Source organism: Pseudomonas sp. MH9.3, from assembly GCF_034354675.1.
Taxonomy (GTDB): domain Bacteria; phylum Pseudomonadota; class Gammaproteobacteria; order Pseudomonadales; family Pseudomonadaceae; genus Aquipseudomonas.
Window position 1 is genome coordinate 4,810,000 of the sequence record NZ_CP133785.1, and the last position, 17,168, is coordinate 4,827,167.

General features: G+C 61.0%; 14 protein-coding genes. 5 read left to right on the forward strand and 9 right to left on the reverse strand.

Annotated elements, in window-relative coordinates:
* Positions 1-5 precede the first annotated feature (5 nt).
* From algG to yaaA, 7 genes are all read right to left on the reverse strand, one after another.
* The gene (gene algG, locus RHM60_RS21360) at positions 6-1,574 is read right to left on the reverse strand and encodes a mannuronan 5-epimerase AlgG (protein ID WP_322212694.1); all 1,569 of its coding nucleotides are present in this window, start codon (positions 1,572-1,574) and stop codon (positions 6-8) included.
* Positions 1,574-3,061, reverse strand: a complete 1,488-nt coding sequence (locus RHM60_RS21365) for an alginate export family protein (RefSeq protein ID WP_322212695.1) — start codon at positions 3,059-3,061, stop codon at positions 1,574-1,576. The genes algG and RHM60_RS21365 overlap by 1 nt, the downstream gene beginning before the upstream one ends.
* Positions 3,058-4,440 carry an alginate biosynthesis TPR repeat lipoprotein AlgK gene (gene algK, locus RHM60_RS21370; RefSeq protein WP_322214650.1) on the reverse strand — a complete coding sequence of 461 codons (1,383 nt, stop codon included), beginning with the start codon at positions 4,438-4,440 and terminating at the stop codon, positions 3,058-3,060. Before algK ends, RHM60_RS21365 begins: the two co-directional genes overlap by 4 nt.
* A 131-nt stretch (positions 4,441-4,571) precedes the next feature.
* Complete coding sequence (locus RHM60_RS21375) at positions 4,572-5,738, reverse strand: alginate biosynthesis protein Alg44 (RefSeq protein WP_209988867.1); 1,167 nt, start codon at positions 5,736-5,738, stop codon at positions 4,572-4,574.
* A gap of 36 nt (positions 5,739-5,774) precedes the next feature.
* Complete coding sequence (gene alg8 / locus RHM60_RS21380; RefSeq protein WP_209988870.1) at positions 5,775-7,256, reverse strand: mannuronan synthase; 1,482 nt, start codon at positions 7,254-7,256, stop codon at positions 5,775-5,777.
* Positions 7,257-7,333: 77 nt separating this feature from the next.
* Positions 7,334-8,650, reverse strand: coding sequence for a nucleotide sugar dehydrogenase (locus RHM60_RS21385; protein WP_209988873.1), 1,317 nt, complete (start codon positions 8,648-8,650; stop codon positions 7,334-7,336).
* Positions 8,651-9,462: 812 nt separating this feature from the next.
* Positions 9,463-10,242 (reverse strand): peroxide stress protein YaaA, encoded by a 780-nt coding sequence (gene yaaA, locus RHM60_RS21390; protein WP_209988876.1) that lies wholly within the window; start codon positions 10,240-10,242, stop codon positions 9,463-9,465.
* A gap of 443 nt (positions 10,243-10,685) precedes the next feature.
* Between yaaA and RHM60_RS21395 the strand changes: the two genes are divergently transcribed.
* The 5 genes from RHM60_RS21395 (at position 10,686) to moaE (ending at position 14,814) form a co-directional block, all read left to right on the forward strand.
* Positions 10,686-11,810 carry a polysaccharide deacetylase family protein gene (locus RHM60_RS21395; RefSeq protein ID WP_322212696.1) on the forward strand — a complete coding sequence of 375 codons (1,125 nt, stop codon included), beginning with the start codon at positions 10,686-10,688 and terminating at the stop codon, positions 11,808-11,810.
* A 347-nt stretch (positions 11,811-12,157) separates the two neighbouring features.
* The gene (locus RHM60_RS21400) at positions 12,158-13,552 is read left to right on the forward strand and encodes a PhoH family protein (protein WP_209988883.1); all 1,395 of its coding nucleotides are present in this window, start codon (positions 12,158-12,160) and stop codon (positions 13,550-13,552) included.
* 97 nt (positions 13,553-13,649) lie between these two features.
* Positions 13,650-14,123, forward strand: coding sequence for a cyclic pyranopterin monophosphate synthase MoaC (gene moaC / locus RHM60_RS21405; protein ID WP_209988905.1), 474 nt, complete (start codon positions 13,650-13,652; stop codon positions 14,121-14,123).
* Positions 14,120-14,362, forward strand: a complete 243-nt coding sequence (gene moaD / locus RHM60_RS21410) for a molybdopterin converting factor subunit 1 (protein WP_209988908.1) — start codon at positions 14,120-14,122, stop codon at positions 14,360-14,362. The genes moaC and moaD overlap by 4 nt, the downstream gene beginning before the upstream one ends.
* 2 nt (positions 14,363-14,364) lie before the next feature.
* The gene (moaE, locus tag RHM60_RS21415; RefSeq protein ID WP_322212700.1) at positions 14,365-14,814 is read left to right on the forward strand and encodes a molybdopterin synthase catalytic subunit MoaE; all 450 of its coding nucleotides are present in this window, start codon (positions 14,365-14,367) and stop codon (positions 14,812-14,814) included.
* Between the two features lie 149 nt (positions 14,815-14,963).
* Here the strand turns inward: moaE and rhlB are convergent, their stop codons facing one another.
* Positions 14,964-16,409: an ATP-dependent RNA helicase RhlB gene (rhlB, locus tag RHM60_RS21420; RefSeq protein ID WP_209990694.1), complete on the reverse strand. Its 1,446-nt coding sequence runs from the start codon at positions 16,407-16,409 to the stop codon at positions 14,964-14,966.
* A 95-nt stretch (positions 16,410-16,504) separates the two neighbouring features.
* Entirely contained in the window at positions 16,505-17,161 is a 657-nt protein-coding gene (locus RHM60_RS21425) for an alpha/beta hydrolase (protein WP_231423010.1), read from the reverse strand.
* Between the last annotated feature and the right edge of the window lie 7 nt (positions 17,162-17,168).

Sequence of the window (17,168 nt, forward strand, 5' to 3'; positions counted from 1 at the left end):
CATCCTCAGTCCAGCATTTCGGTCTGGCGTTCGACAGGGTCGATCAGCACGGCTTTCTGCTGGCGCACCAGCAGGTCGAGAATTTCTTCCTGGCGTTCACCGAGAATCCCGGAGAAGCTGATGCCACTGGTTTTGGTCGGTGCCAGCATCGACACGCGGTACAGCTCGATGCTCAACGGCGAGTCGATCGACAGCGGCCCGCTGCCGTTACCGGCCAGTTCACCGCCGACCACGATCAGCGAGACCTTGGCGTCGAACGGGTCGAGGGCGATGTCGCGGTCGGTGTCGGTCAGGTCCTTGATGTGGCCGTACACGCCGGTCAGCCCGTTGGCCATCGAAGTGTTTTCGTACAGCTTGATGTTCACGCTGTTACGCACGCGGATGCCGTGACGACGGTTGCTGATCACCTTGTTGCCCCACAGCAGGTTGTCGCCGCTCTCATAGAGGGTGATGCCGTCGGTGTGGTTGCGGTAGATCTCGTTATCGGCGATCAGGTTGTTGACGCTGTTACGGTCGATCACCAGGCCCGAGAGCTTGTTGTCGTAGCTGCGGTTGTTGAAGATGAAGCTGTCGTTCACTTCGCGGGAAATGATGATGCCGTGCTTCTTCTTCGTGCCGTACACGGTGTTGTCCGCGATGATCAGGCCGTGGGACCGGTCGTGGGGGTCAATGCCGTAGACGATGTTGTCCTTGTAGGTATTGCCCTTGATCACAAAGCCCGTGGTCTCGTAGCAGTAGAAGCCGTACCACATGTCCGAGAACTCTGAATCGATGATCCAGCCAGTCGGCTCAGGGCGCTTGAGCACCTTGGCCATGTTTGGCGTGTACTGGGAAATACTCACCCCGTACGACTTGCTGTTGGCGTAGCCGAAGCTGGCCATCTTGCTGTTGGCGATATAGGTCTGGGTACCGCCCCAGGCCAGCAGGAACGGGCGGAATTCGTTGGGCGACTTGAACAGCGCCGGGCCGTTGGTTTTTTCATCCCAACCGGTAATTTTGGTGTCGCGCACAAACAGCTGGCCGTCGTTGATCAGGAACGAACCGGCTTGCTGGGACAGGCGCAGCTCCTGGGTTTTCCCGTCGATTTCGAGGATGCCCTTGCGGCCCACCACGATTGGCAGCTTGGCCAGGAACACCCCCGGCGACGTTTCGCTCAAGTACTGTTTGGGCACTTTGGCCAACAGGTCCTTGAGGTTCATGTAGCCGTCGTCGACAAAGATCGCCTGGGGAATGCCGTGCTGGCGCACCACCCATTCGGCCATCTTGTTATCACCGCCGATAAAGTCCTTGAGCGCGTCTTCCTGCATCATGCGACGGATGCTGACCTTGCCCGGCTTGCTGCGCACGATCTTCTTTTCCATCGCCGCCGCGGTGTAGCCCGAGAGGTCGGGCAGCGCCGGCTTGGCCATTTCCAGCGGCGCGGTGGGCGGGCTGGAAATGGTGTAGGTCTTGGCCTGTTGCAGTTCCTTGGCGATGGTCGGCGCCTTGGCCGCCGTGTCGGCAAAGGCCGTGGCGCTGGCCATCAGCATTGCCGCGACGAGTAGGCTTTGAGCATTCATTGCACAGGCTCCCATCAGAACTTCCAGATCACGTCGACAAAGGCGCGATGCATGTACGAGTCGACCTGGCTGCCATAGGCGTCGCCCGGCTTGAACACGCCGGCGCGAAAGCGCACCAGCGCCGACGGCTCGTCAATCGACTGGCTGAGCGCGGCCGGCAGCAGGCCTTTCTTGAAGTATTTGGTGACGACCAGGTCCATCTCCTGGCCCAGGTCTTTCTTGCCGTCTTCCAGAGGCAGCGAGGTGCTGGAGAGGATCGCGCCGGTCACGTCATCGGTGTTGTTCTGCACCGCGTCGATGCCGTTGCTGCCCACCGGCTTGTTGCCGTCCACGCGCCAGAACTTGTGGTACACCAGGCTGGCGTCGTAGTCCTCACGCAGCTGCCAGGAACCGAACAGGCTCATGGACTGCATGTTGTTCATTTCGCCGCGAAACGCTTCGCCGAAGCGGTGCACGCGGGACTGGGTGCCGGTCCAGTTCGAACGGTTGCTTTGCAGGCCGTTCTGCTCGTACTCGGCGCTGGCACGGGAGTACGCCGCGCCCACTTGCCACTGCGGGTCCAGGCGCAGACGCACGCCCAGGTCGGTGGCCCAGCCGCTGATGTTGTCGCTGCGCTTGGCGGTGGCAGGGCGGCTGCCGTCGGCGTTCAGCGCGTTGACCGTGTCGCGGTCGCCTTTCATGCCGGTGACGCTGGCCCAGTAGTTGACGGTGTTGGTGTTGCGCCAGTTATAGGCGTCGCTGTTGGCTTCGATGCCGAGCCAGGTCAGGTCGCCGTTTTCGCGCTTGTCCAGCGAGTCGGTGGCCACGCCCGGTTCCGGGAAGTCGAGCTTGCCGTTGTCATGGGTGTGGTGCCCGCGCAGGCCGATCCACTGGCCCGGCGTCCACTGGTAGGCGGCGTCGGCGTAAAGGTGCTGGCGGTCCTTGTCGACCGGGGACAGTTCCTTGAGGTCGGTGCGGTATTCGCTGAAGCGTTCGGCGGCGCCCACATTGGCCTTGAGCAGGGTGGTGTCGAAGGTCCAGTTCAGCGCTTCGATGTTGGTGTCGCGCCATTGGCCGTCGTCATTGCGCAGGCGCTGGCGACCGAACTTGAGAAGCTCGCCGGGGTAGGGCGTGAAGCCGCCGTACGCCACCCAGAATTCGCGCATTGCCAGGTAATTCTTTTTGGTCTTGCGGTCGCTGTTGCTGGTTTGCTGGTTCTCGTCATTGGCCGACTGTTGCAGGGTGTCGGTTTCGATGATGTCGCTGGAGGCCACGGCCTGGCCCATGGCGTAAGCGCTCCAGTTGCCGCTTTCACCGTAGATCCACGGGCGCAGGTCGATACCGATACCGTTGACGTCGCCGCCTTTCTGGGTGCCCAGGTCGCGGTCGTCCTCGGACTGGCCGGTGACTTTGACTTCCAGGCCGAAGTTCTTCGCTTCGGTGAGCGCGGCCAGGGTCGGGCACGACCACAGCAGGGCGAAGGTCAGGCCGATACCGGCCTTGACGAATGGGTTGAGCTTCATAGGGATTCCTCGCCGTCGTCTTCTTCATCCAGGGCGTGCAATTGCAGCGTGCTCTGGGCCAGGGTGCCGCGGGCGGCCAATTCCTGTTGCACCAGGCGTTGGCCTTCGGTGCGTTGCTCAGGCGTCAGCGGTGCTTCGAGCTGGCTGGCCAACTCATTGGCTTCCGGGGTGTCCTGGGCCTTGGCCAGCTGGCTGAAGACATAGGCGTTCAATGGGTCGGGCTTGGTGCCTTTGCCTTGGGAAAACAGTTGGGCGATGGCGAAGTCGGCGCTGTTCTGGCCGTTGCGCGCAGCGGTCAGCAGGTGGTCCAGGGCCTTCTGCGGATAGACCTTGCCCAGGTAGCCACGGCGGTAGATCTGGCCGAGGTAGTAGTCGGCAGCGACTTCCCTGCCCACGGCTTTTTCGAAATGCGCTTCGGCGGCCTTGGCGTCTGCCGGCACCCATTTGCCTTCGTAGTAGAGCTTGCCCAGCAGCAGTTCGGCGCGCGGCTGGTCGGCGGCGCGGCCGTTGTCCAGGTACTGCATCATCTGGTCGACGTCGCCCAGTTCCGGGAAGTCGTAGAGCAGTTGCGCCAGGCTGACCCAGGAGGCCGGGTAGCCGGGGGCGATTTTTTCCAGCAAGGCCTGGGCGGTTTTTTCATCCGGGGTGCCGAGGGTGGCATCGCCAAGCACGCGGGCAACGCTGTCGACGCGCTGCGCAGTGACGGTGCCACGGCTGTAGCCGGCTTCCAGTTGCTTGAGCAGTTCGGCCTGTTTTTCCGGCGCGGCCTGTTTCTGGTACACGGTGGCCAGCTCGACATAGCAGATGTCGGTGGTGTTGAGCGCGGCCTTGCAGATGCGCTCGACGTCAGCCAGATGCTGGTCGTAGGTGTCCTGGGTGCGATACAGCAGCACCTGGGCCAGGCCGGCTTCCGGGTAACCGGCGGCTTGCCACTTGGTGATCTGTTGCTGCGCGTTCACGTTCGGGAAACTGTGCGGGTATTGCAGGTACAGCATCGCCAGCGGGATCAGCGTGTTGCCTTCGCCATTGGCAAAGGCTTTTTTCAGCAGGCCTTCGGCTTCATGGTGCTCGGCTTCGGTGCTGCCCGGCTTGGCCACCAGCAGGCGGCCGAGGCGGGCCTGGGCGCGCGGCGAGGTGTCGGCGGCGGCGCGGTAGGTGGCTTCGGCCTGTTTGATTTGCTCGGGGTCACGGGTACCGACCTGGATATCGGCCAGGCCCACTTGGGCCTCGCTGTAACCCAGCTCCGCCAGCTGCTGGTAGTTCTGCTGGGCGGTCACGGTGTCGCCGCGCTTGAGGGCTTCGTTGGCCAGGCGCTGGTCGGGCAGGCCGGCGCAACCGGCCAGGCTCACCGCAACCGCCAGCAACGCCACCGAACCCATGTGGGAGGGGGCTTGCCCCCGATGCAGGCGACTCGGTGAATCAGGCAAACCGCGCTGATCCCATCGCGAGCAAGCCCGCTCCCACAGCGATTGTGTTGTGCTTGAAATAGGCTTCACAGGCATGTCCTCGCTTACAGACCGTGAGCCATGGCTTTGTCGATCAGCCAGTTCAGCGACGGGCCACGGTCGCTGGTGACTTCCACCGGGCGGCCGGCGTAGGCGCTGTCCAGCGGTGCATCGGGCTTGATCTGCACGCGGATGTCGGAGGACAGGTCGGCGCTGTTCAGGCTGGTGCTGCTGACGATGGTGCCGGTACGCACCTGTTCTTCATCGGCCACCTGGAAACTCACCGGCGTGCCTGGGCGCACGTCGCCGAACTGGCGATAGGTGAAGCGCGCTTCGACATTGGCCTGGGCGCCGCGTGGCACCAGTTGGAAGATCACATCGCCTTTGCTGGCGTATTGGCCGTCGGCGACCATTTGCTGGGCAACCACGCAATCGCACGGCGAGGTCAGGGTGCCGGTCATTTGCTTGCCGAACAGCTCTTCAACCTTGGCCGGTTGCAGCTGGTCTTCGTCCAGATGGCCCTTGAGGACGTCGAGCATGCTGGTGCTGAAGGTGGCCAGCGGTGCGCCTTTAGCGGCAATCGCGTCACCTTTGAGCAGGCTCTGCACGGTGCCGTCGCGCGGCATGGTCACGTTCATGCCGGGCACGCTGACCAGGCCGGCCTGGGCGTGGCTGACAAAGTACATGCCGTACACCGATTTGAAGACAAACCCGAACGCGGCCAGGCCGACGATGAAGATACCGGCGCTGAACACCACGGCGCGCAGGCGACCGAACGCGGTCATGCCGCTGCCGCCGTCCTTGACCTTGCGCGCCTTGGTGAAGTTGTCACGCTGCAGGGTGGCGAGCACGTCGCCCATGGTCACGATGTCGCCGGACAGGTGCGAGGTGATCAAGTGGCGCAGGGTGGAAATATCCTGGGCGTCGAGGTTCTGGAACTGGCAACCGGTGCGGCCGGTCTGGCGGTCGTAGGAGCGGATCTGCAGCTCCACGTCCATCGCCAGGCCGAGGTTATCGATCACAAATTGCAGGCGGCCCTTGTGCACTTCACCCACGGTCAACGGCTGGGTGGCGGTGAACGCCAGGCCGCCGGCGGACAGGTCGATCACCCGTGCTTCGGTCTGGGTGCGGTCGGTGTTGAAAAAGCGCAGCTTGGCCGGGATTTTGACCCGGGCATGTTGGCGCTGGGCTTCGGACTCGTGGACAACGTTGGCGTTTACTTGGCTATTCATCGGTGTAATTCCTAGGTTAATTCAGGCTTGGCAGGGTCAGACCATCATCAAGAGCACGGCGACGAAAATGCTGCCGGCGGAGAAGGTCATGGTCCGAGACGACCAGGTGTTGAACCAACGTTGAAAGCTGGCCAAATCGCGGGTCAGTTTGGTGTCCTGGCGGGTCCAGGACTGTTGATCAAGGCGGAAGAACACGTAGATCTTCACCAGCGCGCCCATGATCTGGTTGTAATAGAGAATGACCGGGTAAGCCGGGCCGATGGTGTGACCGGAGCACGACAGCAGCAGGGTCAGGATCAGGCGGGTGATGCCGATCCACAGCAGGTACGCGAGGATGAAGGCGCCGCCGTACTTGAAAGTGGCAATGATCGCCACGGTCAGGCCGAGCAGGGAGGTCCACATCGACACGCGCTGGTCGAACAGCACGATGCTGGTGAACACGCCCAACCGACGCACACCCAGGCCCAGGGCACGGGAGTTCTGGCGCAGGTTGTTGCCATACCAACGGAACATCAGCTTGCGGCTGGCCTTGATAAAGCTCTTTTCCGGCGGGTGTTCCACGGTGTTGATCGCGGCGTCCGGCACGTAGAAGGTGTCGTAGCCCAGGCGCATCAGGCTGAACCAGCTGGACTTGTCATCACCGGTGAGGAACTTGAAGCGGCCCAGGCGCCAGTGTTGCAGCGAGTCGCTTTCCACGTCGGCGATAAAGCCCGGGTCGGTGACCACGCTGGCACGGAACACTGACATGCGTCCGGTCATGGTCAGCACGCGCTTGGACAGGGCCATGGAGCACATGTTGATGTGGCGCTGGGCGAAGCGCAGCTTGTGCCACTCGCTCATGATGTAGCCGCCGCGCACTTCGCAGAACTCGTTGGTGGTCAGGCCACCGACGTTGCCGAACAGCTGGAACCACGGCACGGTCTTGCGCACCACGCCTTCGGCCAGCACGGTGTCGCCATCGATCACGGCCACCACGGCGCGGTCATCCGGCAGGTGGCGGGAGATGGCGCGAAAACCGAAGGCCAGGCCGTCGCGCTTGCCGGTACCGGCGATGCGCACGAAGTCGAGCTTCACGTGCTCGGGTGGGTTCATCTTCTCCCACAGGCTTTTCACCAGCAGCTCATCGGACATTTCCACCAGCGAGCAGACCACGGTGGTGGGGAAGCCGCATTCGATGGCTTCGCGGATCACCGAGCTGTAGACCTGCGCGGTGGTCAGCGCATCGATACGAAAACTGGTGACCATGAGGAACACATGGGACGGGTCGGCAGCCTTGCCCAGCTTGCGCACTTTGCGGCGCAGGTGCGGGTACACCACATACAGGAACAGCATGCCGCGAAAGAAATGCGTCGCACCCATCGAATAGCGCCAGATACCCACGGCGCCAATCAGGAAAATAAAATTCTTCGACTCGGAGTCGAACGTGCTCGCCGGCAGCAGCAGGGCGAGTCCCATCAGCAGGCTGAGAAAGAACAGCCAGCCAGCCGATTGCAGGAGTACATGTTTTAACTTGGACATAAGCGTCATCCGAAGGTGAAGAAGGCTTCAAGCCGCAGGCGCCGAGTGCGCCTGCAGCTTGAAACTCGCCGTTGCTGTTACCAGCAAATGCCTTCGGTGCGGCCGCTGACGCTGGTGGCCTTGGACATGAAGCCCACCAGGTCGACCACTTGCTTGCCGTGCGGTGCGTTATGCGCCAGGGCGCGGAATTTCTCGTCACGGTTGCCGAGGATGATCACGTCGGAGTTGTTGATCACATCGTCGAAGTCGGCGTTGAGCAGGGACGACACGTGGGGGATCTTGCCCTCGATGTAGTCCTTGTTCGCGCCGTGGACACGGGCGTACTCGACGTTGCTGTCGTAGATGCTCAGGTCATAGCCCTTGCCGATCAGCATTTCGGCCAGTTCCACCAGCGGGCTTTCGCGCAGGTCATCGGTGCCGGCCTTGAAGCTCAGGCCCAGCAGGGCGATTTTGCGCTTGTCGTGGCTGGAGACGATGTCGAAGGCGTTCTGCACCTGGGACTCGTTGCTGCGCATCAGCGAGTTGAGCAGCGGCGCTTCCACATCCAGCGAACCTGCGCGGTAGGTCAGGGCGCGCACGTCCTTTGGCAGGCACGAGCCGCCGAACGCGAAGCCAGGGCGCATGTAGTACTGGGACAGGTTGAGGGTTTTGTCCTGGCAGACCACTTCCATCACTTCGCGACCGTCGACGCCGACGGCCTTGGCAATGTTGCCGATCTCGTTGGCGAAGGTCACTTTGGTGGCGTGCCACACGTTGCAGGTGTACTTGATCATCTCGGCAACGGCGATGTCCTTGCGGATGATCGGTGCGTCGAGTTCTTCGTACAGCGACTGCAGGACGTCGCCGGAGGCTTTGTCGAACTCGCCGATAACGGTCATCGGCGGCAGGTCGTAGTCGGCGATGGCAGTGGATTCACGCAGGAATTCCGGGTTGACCGCGACGCCGAAGTCGACGCCGGCCTTTTTGCCCGAGCAGTCTTCGAGAATCGGGATGACCACGTTGGCCACGGTGCCTGGCAGCACGGTGCTGCGCACTACCACGGTATGACGGGTGGCCTTGTCACGCAGCACAAAACCGATTTCGCGGCACACGGCTTCGATGTAGTCCAGTTCCAGGTCGCCGTTCTTCTTGCTTGGCGTACCGACGCAGATCATCGACAGGTCGGTGTCACGAATCGCTTCGGCGAAGTCGGTAGTGCCACGCAGTCGGCCGGTTTCGATACCCTGGCTCAACAGCTCGCCCAGACCGGGTTCAACGATAGGCGATTTGCCAGCGTTGATCAGGTCGATCTTGTCCTTGGAAATGTCTACGCCAACCACATCGTGGCCACGGGCAGACAGGCAACCGGCACAGACTGCGCCAACGTAACCCAAACCAAATATGCTGATGCGCATCGCAATTACCTCTGTATTTAAATCAGTGCCATTAGATGGCCGGAGTTCATGTTTGCAAGCGTCATTAATGCCGCGAAAGTTAGGCGAATAGACGCCGACTTGCCGCATACAGGCATGTTGAATAACGAGTGACTAACGATTGCACTCAAGTTGTGCGCAACGTGGCCTTATTATTGGGGCCTGCCCTCAAATGCAGCCAGCCTTCCTGGGAGAAGGACGTGGCGCCAGTGCCGCAAAGCCTTGATAGTGGCTATAAGCCTTTAATTATCAATAGCTTGGGTAGTCTCACTGACCCATCAGGGGAAGCTCGGCCTTGGCCTTATAGTGTGTGGCAATGCATCCTTATCGCCGCTCTTAACTAGTGGGTTGGTGTTGTGACCCCTGAGCGAAAGTTGATGTGACAACTTCGCTACTTCCGTTGGTCTGCCATGTAAGTCATCTCCTACAGAAACATAGAATTTCGTTACCGGTGGTATGAGCAGTGCTTTGAGGTGAAGTTCCTGGCCGCTCATCCTGTTTCTGGAAATTTCTTGAAATATTAGAAAAGATGGCACTGGTATTATATTGATAGCACTTGCTATTTAAGCCAGTAGTCATGGGGACATGATGCGCAAAGATAGTTTTGTGCCACTAGTGTTTTGGAAAAGTGGTGCCACTACGAAAAAAAACGCCGAATGTCGAGTGAAAGATTTTTCAGGATTTCATGTGAATTTTTTTTGACGCCAATAAAACGCCATTTCGTGGCGTGAGAGGCGGGTAGAAAAGTGGGAGGCTGCGTGCTCCCACCTGTGGATGTCAGTGTCGATCAGGCTCTATTGCGGTGCGTGATCGCGCAGGAACACCAGCTTGTCCGGTTTGGACTGCTCTGCATTGAAGCGATAGCCCTGCACGTCAAACTCCTTGAGCCTGGCCGGATCGTTGATGCGTTCTTCGATGACAAAGCGGCTCATCATGCCCCGGGCTTTTTTCGCGTAGAAGCTGATGATCTTGTACTGGCCGTTCTTCAGGTCCTTGAACTCGGTGTTGATGATCCGCGCCTTCAGGGCCGGGCGCTTGACCGCCGAGAAGTATTCGTTGGAAGCCAGGTTGAGCAGCACGTCATCGCCTTGTGCGGCCAGCGCTTCATTGAGCCATTCGCTGATGCGCGTGCCCCAGAAGGCGTACAGGTCCTTGCCACGGGCGTTGGCGAGTTTGGTGCCCATTTCCAGGCGGTACGGCATCATCAGGTCTAGCGGGCGCAGCAGGCCGTAGAGGCCCGAGAGCATGCGCAGGTGGTCCTGGGCGTAGCTGAAATCGTCGTCGCTGAGGGTGTCGGCGTTGAGGCCGGTGTAGACGTCGCCCTTGAACGCGAGCAGCGCCTGCTTGGCGTTTTCGGGGGTGAAGGAGGGCGTCCAGCTGCCGAAGCGCGCGGCGTTGAGGCCGCCGATCTTGTCGGAAACGTGCATCAACTCGCTGATTTGCGCCGGGGTCAGTTGGCGCAGTTGTTCGATCAGTTCCTGGGAGTGGTCGAGGTATTGCGGTTGGGTGAAGCGCTGGGTAGCCGGGGGGGATTCGAAGTCTAGGGTTTTGGCGGGGGAAATGACCGTCAGCATGGGTTGGCTCCTTTAGTCGTTGGGGGATTGTAGGGGGTTGCGGGGATTGGGGGTATATCCGTTGCTGCGGTAATGGCTGATAGGGGTTCCGCCCTTGCGGCGCGCCCAATAGCCGACCGGAATGGTTTGCCGAGCGCTGTGCAAAATGTGGGAGGGGGCTTGCTCCCGATAGCAGTGGGTCAGCTACCAATAAGCTGACTGACCCACCCTCATCGGGAGCAAGCCCCCTCCCACATTTGGATCTCCATTTGTCTGATGGATATCACACTGCTTTTGATCTGCTTGGCTCTGGCTTTTGATCTTGATCTCAAGTGCCCCGTCAACCACGCTGGCCTGCGTTTGGGCATGCCGAGCCTAAGCGAGGCACCGAGTGGTGGGCACCCACCCCAATCCCACGAGTCGATCAGCTATAGTGCCCAACAATTCCGGAAGGGAGTCCCCCTGTGCGATTAGCACTCTTATTGTCTGCATATCTGCTATGCCTGAACGCCCAAGCCGCCCCCGCTGACGTCGCCAGCCTGGACCGCGGCACCTGGCCCGAAAAGCTCGGCAGCCCGGCGCTGTTCGACGTAGCTTCACGCGCCGAAATCCTGATGTTCTCCCGCAGCCTGTTGGCCAGCGAGTCCCTCGATGAGCCCGCGCTCAAACAGCGCCTGGGCTTGAAGATCATCAACCTGGCCGCCATCGACGATCTGCGCCACCAACTGTGGAAACGCCTGCTGGCCAACTACACCTTCGCCCAGCAGAGCTGCGAGGAAGATGCCTCGTTCTGCTACCTGGTGGAGAGCATGGACGACCTGCGCGAGCAGGCCGGCAAGCTGCAGCTCAGCGAAGACTCCTTTTATATAGGCTGGGCCGCACCGAGCCATGCCTTCCATGAGCGTTACCTGGACGAATTACTGCGCAAGGCGGCCCTGTTCCCGCAGATCAGCAGCGAAGTTGCGCGCTTCGGCGACCATGAACGCAACGGCGACGAATTCAATGACCGCCTGTTCCTGCTCACCTTCGACGGCGGCCCGGCAGCGGTCGGCGGCAATACCGACTGGCTCACCGATTACCTGCGCAAACAGAAAATGAACGCGACCTTCTTCGTGCTCGGCAGCAGCCTGCAAACCCGTGTGGAGCGCAGTTCGGCCAGTGACGTGCAGGCGTTGTATCAGGGGCAGTGCGTGGGGACTCAGGGTTGGCAGTACCGTTCCCACAGCCACTGGGTCGACTGGCAAAGCTCCATCACCCGCAGCGCCACGCTGGCGCAGAACCTGATGCCGGAAAACTATGTGCCGCAGTTCCGGCCGCCGTATGGGCAGCGCCGTGCCGACAGCCAGGGCTTTTTCCAGTCCCAGGGCTTGCAGGTGGCGTTGTGGGATATCGACTCCCAGGACGAGCCGGGCAAACTCAAGGCCGATGAGTCGGCGCAGCGGGTGCTCACTCTCATGCTGTTATGGCGCAAAGGCGTGATCGTATTCCACGACACCCAGGACCGGGCGCGGTTGGCAGTGCCGATGTTGTTGCATGAAACGGCGCAGAGCGGGCTGGGATGGCAGGACTGTCGGGAGGCGTTTCGCTGAAAAGCGCAAGTGCCCGGCCCTGTTGGGTATGAGGCGTTTTTGCGGTGAATTTTCGAAGTATTTCAAGGCAGGCGGACTTCCGACTTTAGCGGGGTAGATGGCACTCGGCTAGTGCTATTCGTCATCCTGAAAAATAAACTTCAAAAAAGCGTCAAAGTGCTTTTTTCTGTCATGGGTTTTGCGGTATTACGAAGTCAGACCGCCGAACCCTGCAACACAGGTGGCGTCTTCCAAGACTCCTCCTGTGGGCAATGCACTTGACGTCACTCAGGTGTGCGCGGTGGTCGAATCGAGGCGCAGCACCGCTCAGGTATTGCGTCGAATGGCTCCCACAAAGGTGACCGAGTATGGATGATCATGGACGTAACCCTTCTTCCGACCAGCCAATCCTTTATGTGCTTGATACCAACGTATTGATCCACGATCCGAACGCACTGCTCAACTTCGAAGAACACCACGTCGCCATCCCCATGATCGTGCTTGAGGAACTCGACAAACTCAAAAGCGGGCACCACAGCGTGGCCGCCGAATGCCGCCAGGCCATTCGCTTGATCGACAAGACGCTGGGCGAGGCTTCGCCCGAAGACGTTGAAGTAGGCGTGCCGATCCAGCGTGGCAAAAGCGGACCCAAGGGCCTGCTGTCGATCCTGATGAGCAAGCGCGGCGAGCCCAACAGCCTGCTGCCGGAAAACCTCAACGACAACAAGATCATCAACCAATTGATCGACCTGCACGCGCGCGACAAGGACCTGCGCCTGGTGCTGGTGACCAAAGACATCAACATGCGCCTCAAGGCCCGCGCCTGCGGGATCGCGGCCGAGGATTACAGCACCGACCAACTGGTCGACGACGTGTCGATGCTCTCGCGCGGGTATCACACGGTGCCGGGCTCGTTCTGGGACCTGGTGGCCAAGGTCGAGACCCGTCAGGACCATGGCCGTACCTGGCACCAGGTGCAGTTGATCGACAATCTGCCATCCGTGCACATCAACGAGTTCATCATCGACGAACAGGGTTTTGTAGGCTGGATCAAAGAGATCCAGGTCGACAAGCTGCTGATCCTCGACCTGCATCAGGAGCCCCTGTTGCACCAGGAAGCCTGGGGCCTGAAACCGCGTGACATCTACCAGAGCCTGGCGCTGTATGCGTTGCTCGACCCGGACATTCACCTGGTCAACCTGACCGGAGCCGCAGGCTCGGGGAAAACCATCCTCGCCCTGGCGGCCGCCATCGAGCAGACCATGGTCACCAAGCGCTATCGCCGCATTATCGCGACCCGCAGTGTGCAGGGCCTGGACCAGGAGATCGGCTTTTTGCCCGGCACCGAGGCGGAGAAAATGGAGCCGTGGCTGGGGGCGATCACCGACAACCTCGAAGCCTTGCACATGGATGATGAAAACACCCATGGCAGCGTCGACTACATCCTCAGCAAAGTGCCGTTGCAGTTCAAATCCCTCAACTACATTCGAGGTCGCAGCTTCCAGCAGAGCCTGATCCTGATCGATGAATGCCAGAACCTCACGCCGCACCAGATGAAAACCATCATCACCCGTGCCGGCGCCGGTTCCAAAGTGGTGTGCCTGGGCAACCTGGCGCAGATCGACACCCCTTACCTGTCCGCGACCAGCTCCGGGCTGACTTACCTGACGGAACGCTTCAAGGACTTCCCGAACGGCGTGCACATTGCGCTGCAAGGGGTACCCCGCTCGATTCTGGCTGAATACGCAGAGTCGCATCTCTGAGTAGCAAGCTTTAAGCTACAAGCCGCAAGCGGGTCCAGTGAGCTTTTCACTTGCCGCTTGCAGCTTGTAGCTTTTTTTGCTGCCTCAAGGAGGCCCCGTGCTGACTCATCTCGATTCCCAAGGTCGTGCCCATATGGTCGACGTCACCGACAAGTCCGTGACGTTCCGTGAGGCGGTGGCCCAAGCGCGGGTGCGCATGTTGCCGGCCACCCTGCAAATGATTGTCGACGGCGCCCACCCCAAGGGCGACGTGTTCGCCGTGGCCCGCATCGCCGGGATCCAGGCGGCAAAAAAAACCAGTGATCTGATCCCTCTGTGCCACCCGCTGATGCTCACCGGCGTCAAGGTCGAACTCAGCGCCGAAGGCGTGGATACCGTGTGCATCGTGGCGCGCTGCAAACTCTCCGGCCAGACTGGCGTGGAGATGGAGGCCCTGACCGCCGCCAGTGTTGCCGCGCTGACGATCTACGACATGTGCAAGGCCGTGGACCGTGGCATGACCATCGAAAGCGTGCGTCTGCTGGAAAAGCACGGCGGCAAGAGCGGGCATTTCAAGGCGGATGAGCAATGAGCATCAATGTGCTGTTTTTTGCGCGCTACGCCGAAGCGGTGGGCTTTGATTCGCTGGAGATGGAGGGCGATTTCGCCACCGTCGATGCAGTGCGCCTGGCGTTGGCGAGCGACCCTGAATTCGCAGTGCTCAACGAGAGCAGCTTGATGTGTGCGCGCAACGAGGAATTGTGCGACCTCAATGAACCGGTGCAGGCCGGTGATGAAATCGCGTTTTTCCCGCCCGTGACCGGAGGCTGAACATGGCGATTCGTGTGCAGGCCGGCGCCTTTGACCCGGGCGCCGAGGTCAATGCGATGCACGCGGCCAATGCCGGTGTGGGCGCGGTGGTCAGTTTTGTCGGCTATGTGCGCGACTTCAATGACGGGCGCGATGTGTCGGGGATGTTTCTCGAGCACTATCCCGGCATGACCGAAAAGGCCCTGGCGAAAATCGGCGTGGAGGCCGAGCAGCGCTGGCCGTTGCTCAAGCTGGAAGTGCTGCACCGCATTGGCGCGCTGCAGCCGGGCGAGCCGATTGTGTTCGTCGCGGCCGCCAGTGCGCATCGCCAGGCTGCGTTTGATGCCTGTGCGTTTGTGATGGATTACCTGAAGACCCGGGCGCCGTTCTGGAAGAAGGAAAACACGCCGGACGGGGCGCGTTGGGTGGAAGGGCGCAGCAGTGATCACGCGGCAGCGGATCGCTGGAAATAGCCAGCCGGACACATATCTCAACACCAGCAGAGATCAAAATGTGGGAGGGGGCTTGCTCCCGATAGCGGTGGATCAGTCACAACATCATTGACTGACAACCTGCTATCGGGAGCAGGCCCCCTCCCACATTGTTGACCGCGTTTTAGCCCTTATGGGCGTTTGCGATCCACAGCCCGCAATAGATGCGTCGACGGCGTTTCACAGCTGATCTTGCGCCCCAGCAGCGTCTCGATCGACGGCAACTGATACGAGTCATCTTCCCCGGCAAAGCTGATCGACACGCCAGCGGCACCCGCACGACCGGTCCGGCCGATGCGGTGCACGTAGTCGTCCGGCACTTCCGGCAGGGTGAAGTTGATCACGTGGCTGATGCCGTCAATGTGAATCCCGCGTCCGGCCACGTCGGTGGCCACCAGCACGCGAATCTTGCCTTCGCGGAAGCCTTCGAGGGTCTTGATGCGCTTGTGTTGCGGCACATCGCCCGACAGTTGCGCGGCGTTGACGCCATCGCGCACCAGGCGCTCCTCGATGCGGCGCACTTCGTCCTTGCGGTTGGCGAACACCATCACGCGCTCCCAACCGTTGTCGTTGATCAGGTTGTAGAGCAGCTTGTACTTGTCGGCACCGGCCACGGCGTAGATGTGCTGTTCGACGTTTTCGCTGGCGACGTTCAGCGCTTCGATCTCGACGATGGACGGGTCAGTGGTCCACTGCTTGGCGAGGTTCATCACGTCTTCGGTGAAGGTCGCGGAGAACAGCAGGGTCTGACGTTCGTCTTTTGGCGGGGTCTGGCGAATGATCTGACGCACTTGCGGGATGAAGCCCATGTCGAGCATGCGGTCGGCTTCGTCCAGCACCATCACTTCGACCATGTCCAGGTGCACGTCGCCGCGCTGGTTGAAGTCGAGCAGGCGGCCTGGCGTGGCCACGAGGATGTCGCAGTGGCGGGCTTCGAGGTGCTTGAGTTGCTTGTCGAAGTCCATGCCGCCCACGAACGTCATGACGTTGAGGCCGGTGTACTTGGTCAGGTCGGCGGCGTCCTTGGCGATCTGCACCACCAGCTCGCGGGTGGGGGCGATGATCAGTGCGCGCGGTTCACCCATATAGCGCTCTTTGGGCGGTGGCGTCTGCAGCAGCTGGGTGATGATCGAGATGAGAAACGCGGCGGTCTTGCCGGTGCCGGTCTGGGCGCGGCCGATGGCGTCCTTGCCGGCGAGGGTGAAGCCCAGCACCTGCGCCTGGATCGGCGTGCAGTACGGGAAGCCCAGGTCCTGGATGGCGTGCATCAGTTCCGGGGCGAGCTTGAAATCGTGGAAGCGGGTCTTGCCTTCCTGAGGCTCGACGACGAAGTCTTCGAGTTTCCAGGGGATGACTACCGGTTTGGGCTTGGGCGCACGTTCGCGAGGTGGCCTGGGAGCGGCGACGGGTTCCACCGCTGCGGCAGGTTCAGGCGGTTGGGCAATCGGCGCGCTGCGTCCTGGCTGATGAGCGTCCGTGCGCCGAGGGGCGGCAGGAACAGGCGCACTGGCAACTGGCGCGAGCGGCTCAGCCTCGCTTTTGCCGAACATCTTCTTGAGTGCTTTGAGCACGGTGATCTCATTAATGGGTTAAGGAATGTACGCCGGCCAGTGTAATGCAAGAATCGGGCGCGGCGTAGTGCGTCTGTCATACGGCTACATAAAGGCCGGGTTCAGCTCAGTCGCGCGAGCAACCAGGCACCGATGTCGTGAATCTCCTGAGGTAACACTTCGTGGCCCATTGGGTATTCCTGCCATGTCACGGTGACACCACGGCTCTTCAAATGCTCGAAGGCGCTGCGGCCCATGGCGTTCTGTACCACCTCGTCGTACTGGCCATGCAGGCACAGCGCCGGAATACGCTGTTGGCTGGCGGACAAGTGCAGCTCGTCGTCGAAGGTAGGCGCATAGGTGGAGAGGGCGATCACGCCACCCAACGGCCCCTGCCAGTTCAGATACGCGGTATGAAATACCACTGCGCCGCCCTGGGAAAAGCCTGCGAGAAAAATCCGCGAGGCGTCTATTCCGGTTCTCTTCTGCGCTTCGATGAGGTCCGTGACCCTCTGCGTGGACGCGTCCAGCTCTTCCAGGCTGATCGAGCGTGCCGGGCTCATGGCCTTGATGTCGTACCAGCTGGGCATCGCGTAACCGCCATTGATGGTCACCGCGCGGGTCGGCGCCTGGGGCAGCACGAAGCGGGTCGACAGCAGGGTTTCCTGCAGCGCTTCGGCCACCGGCATGAAGTCGTAGCGATCAGCGCCCAGGCCATGCAGCCAGATAACGCAGGCGTCTGCGGGCTTGGCGGGCTGAAGAATCAAGGGGTCGGTCATGTCTGCT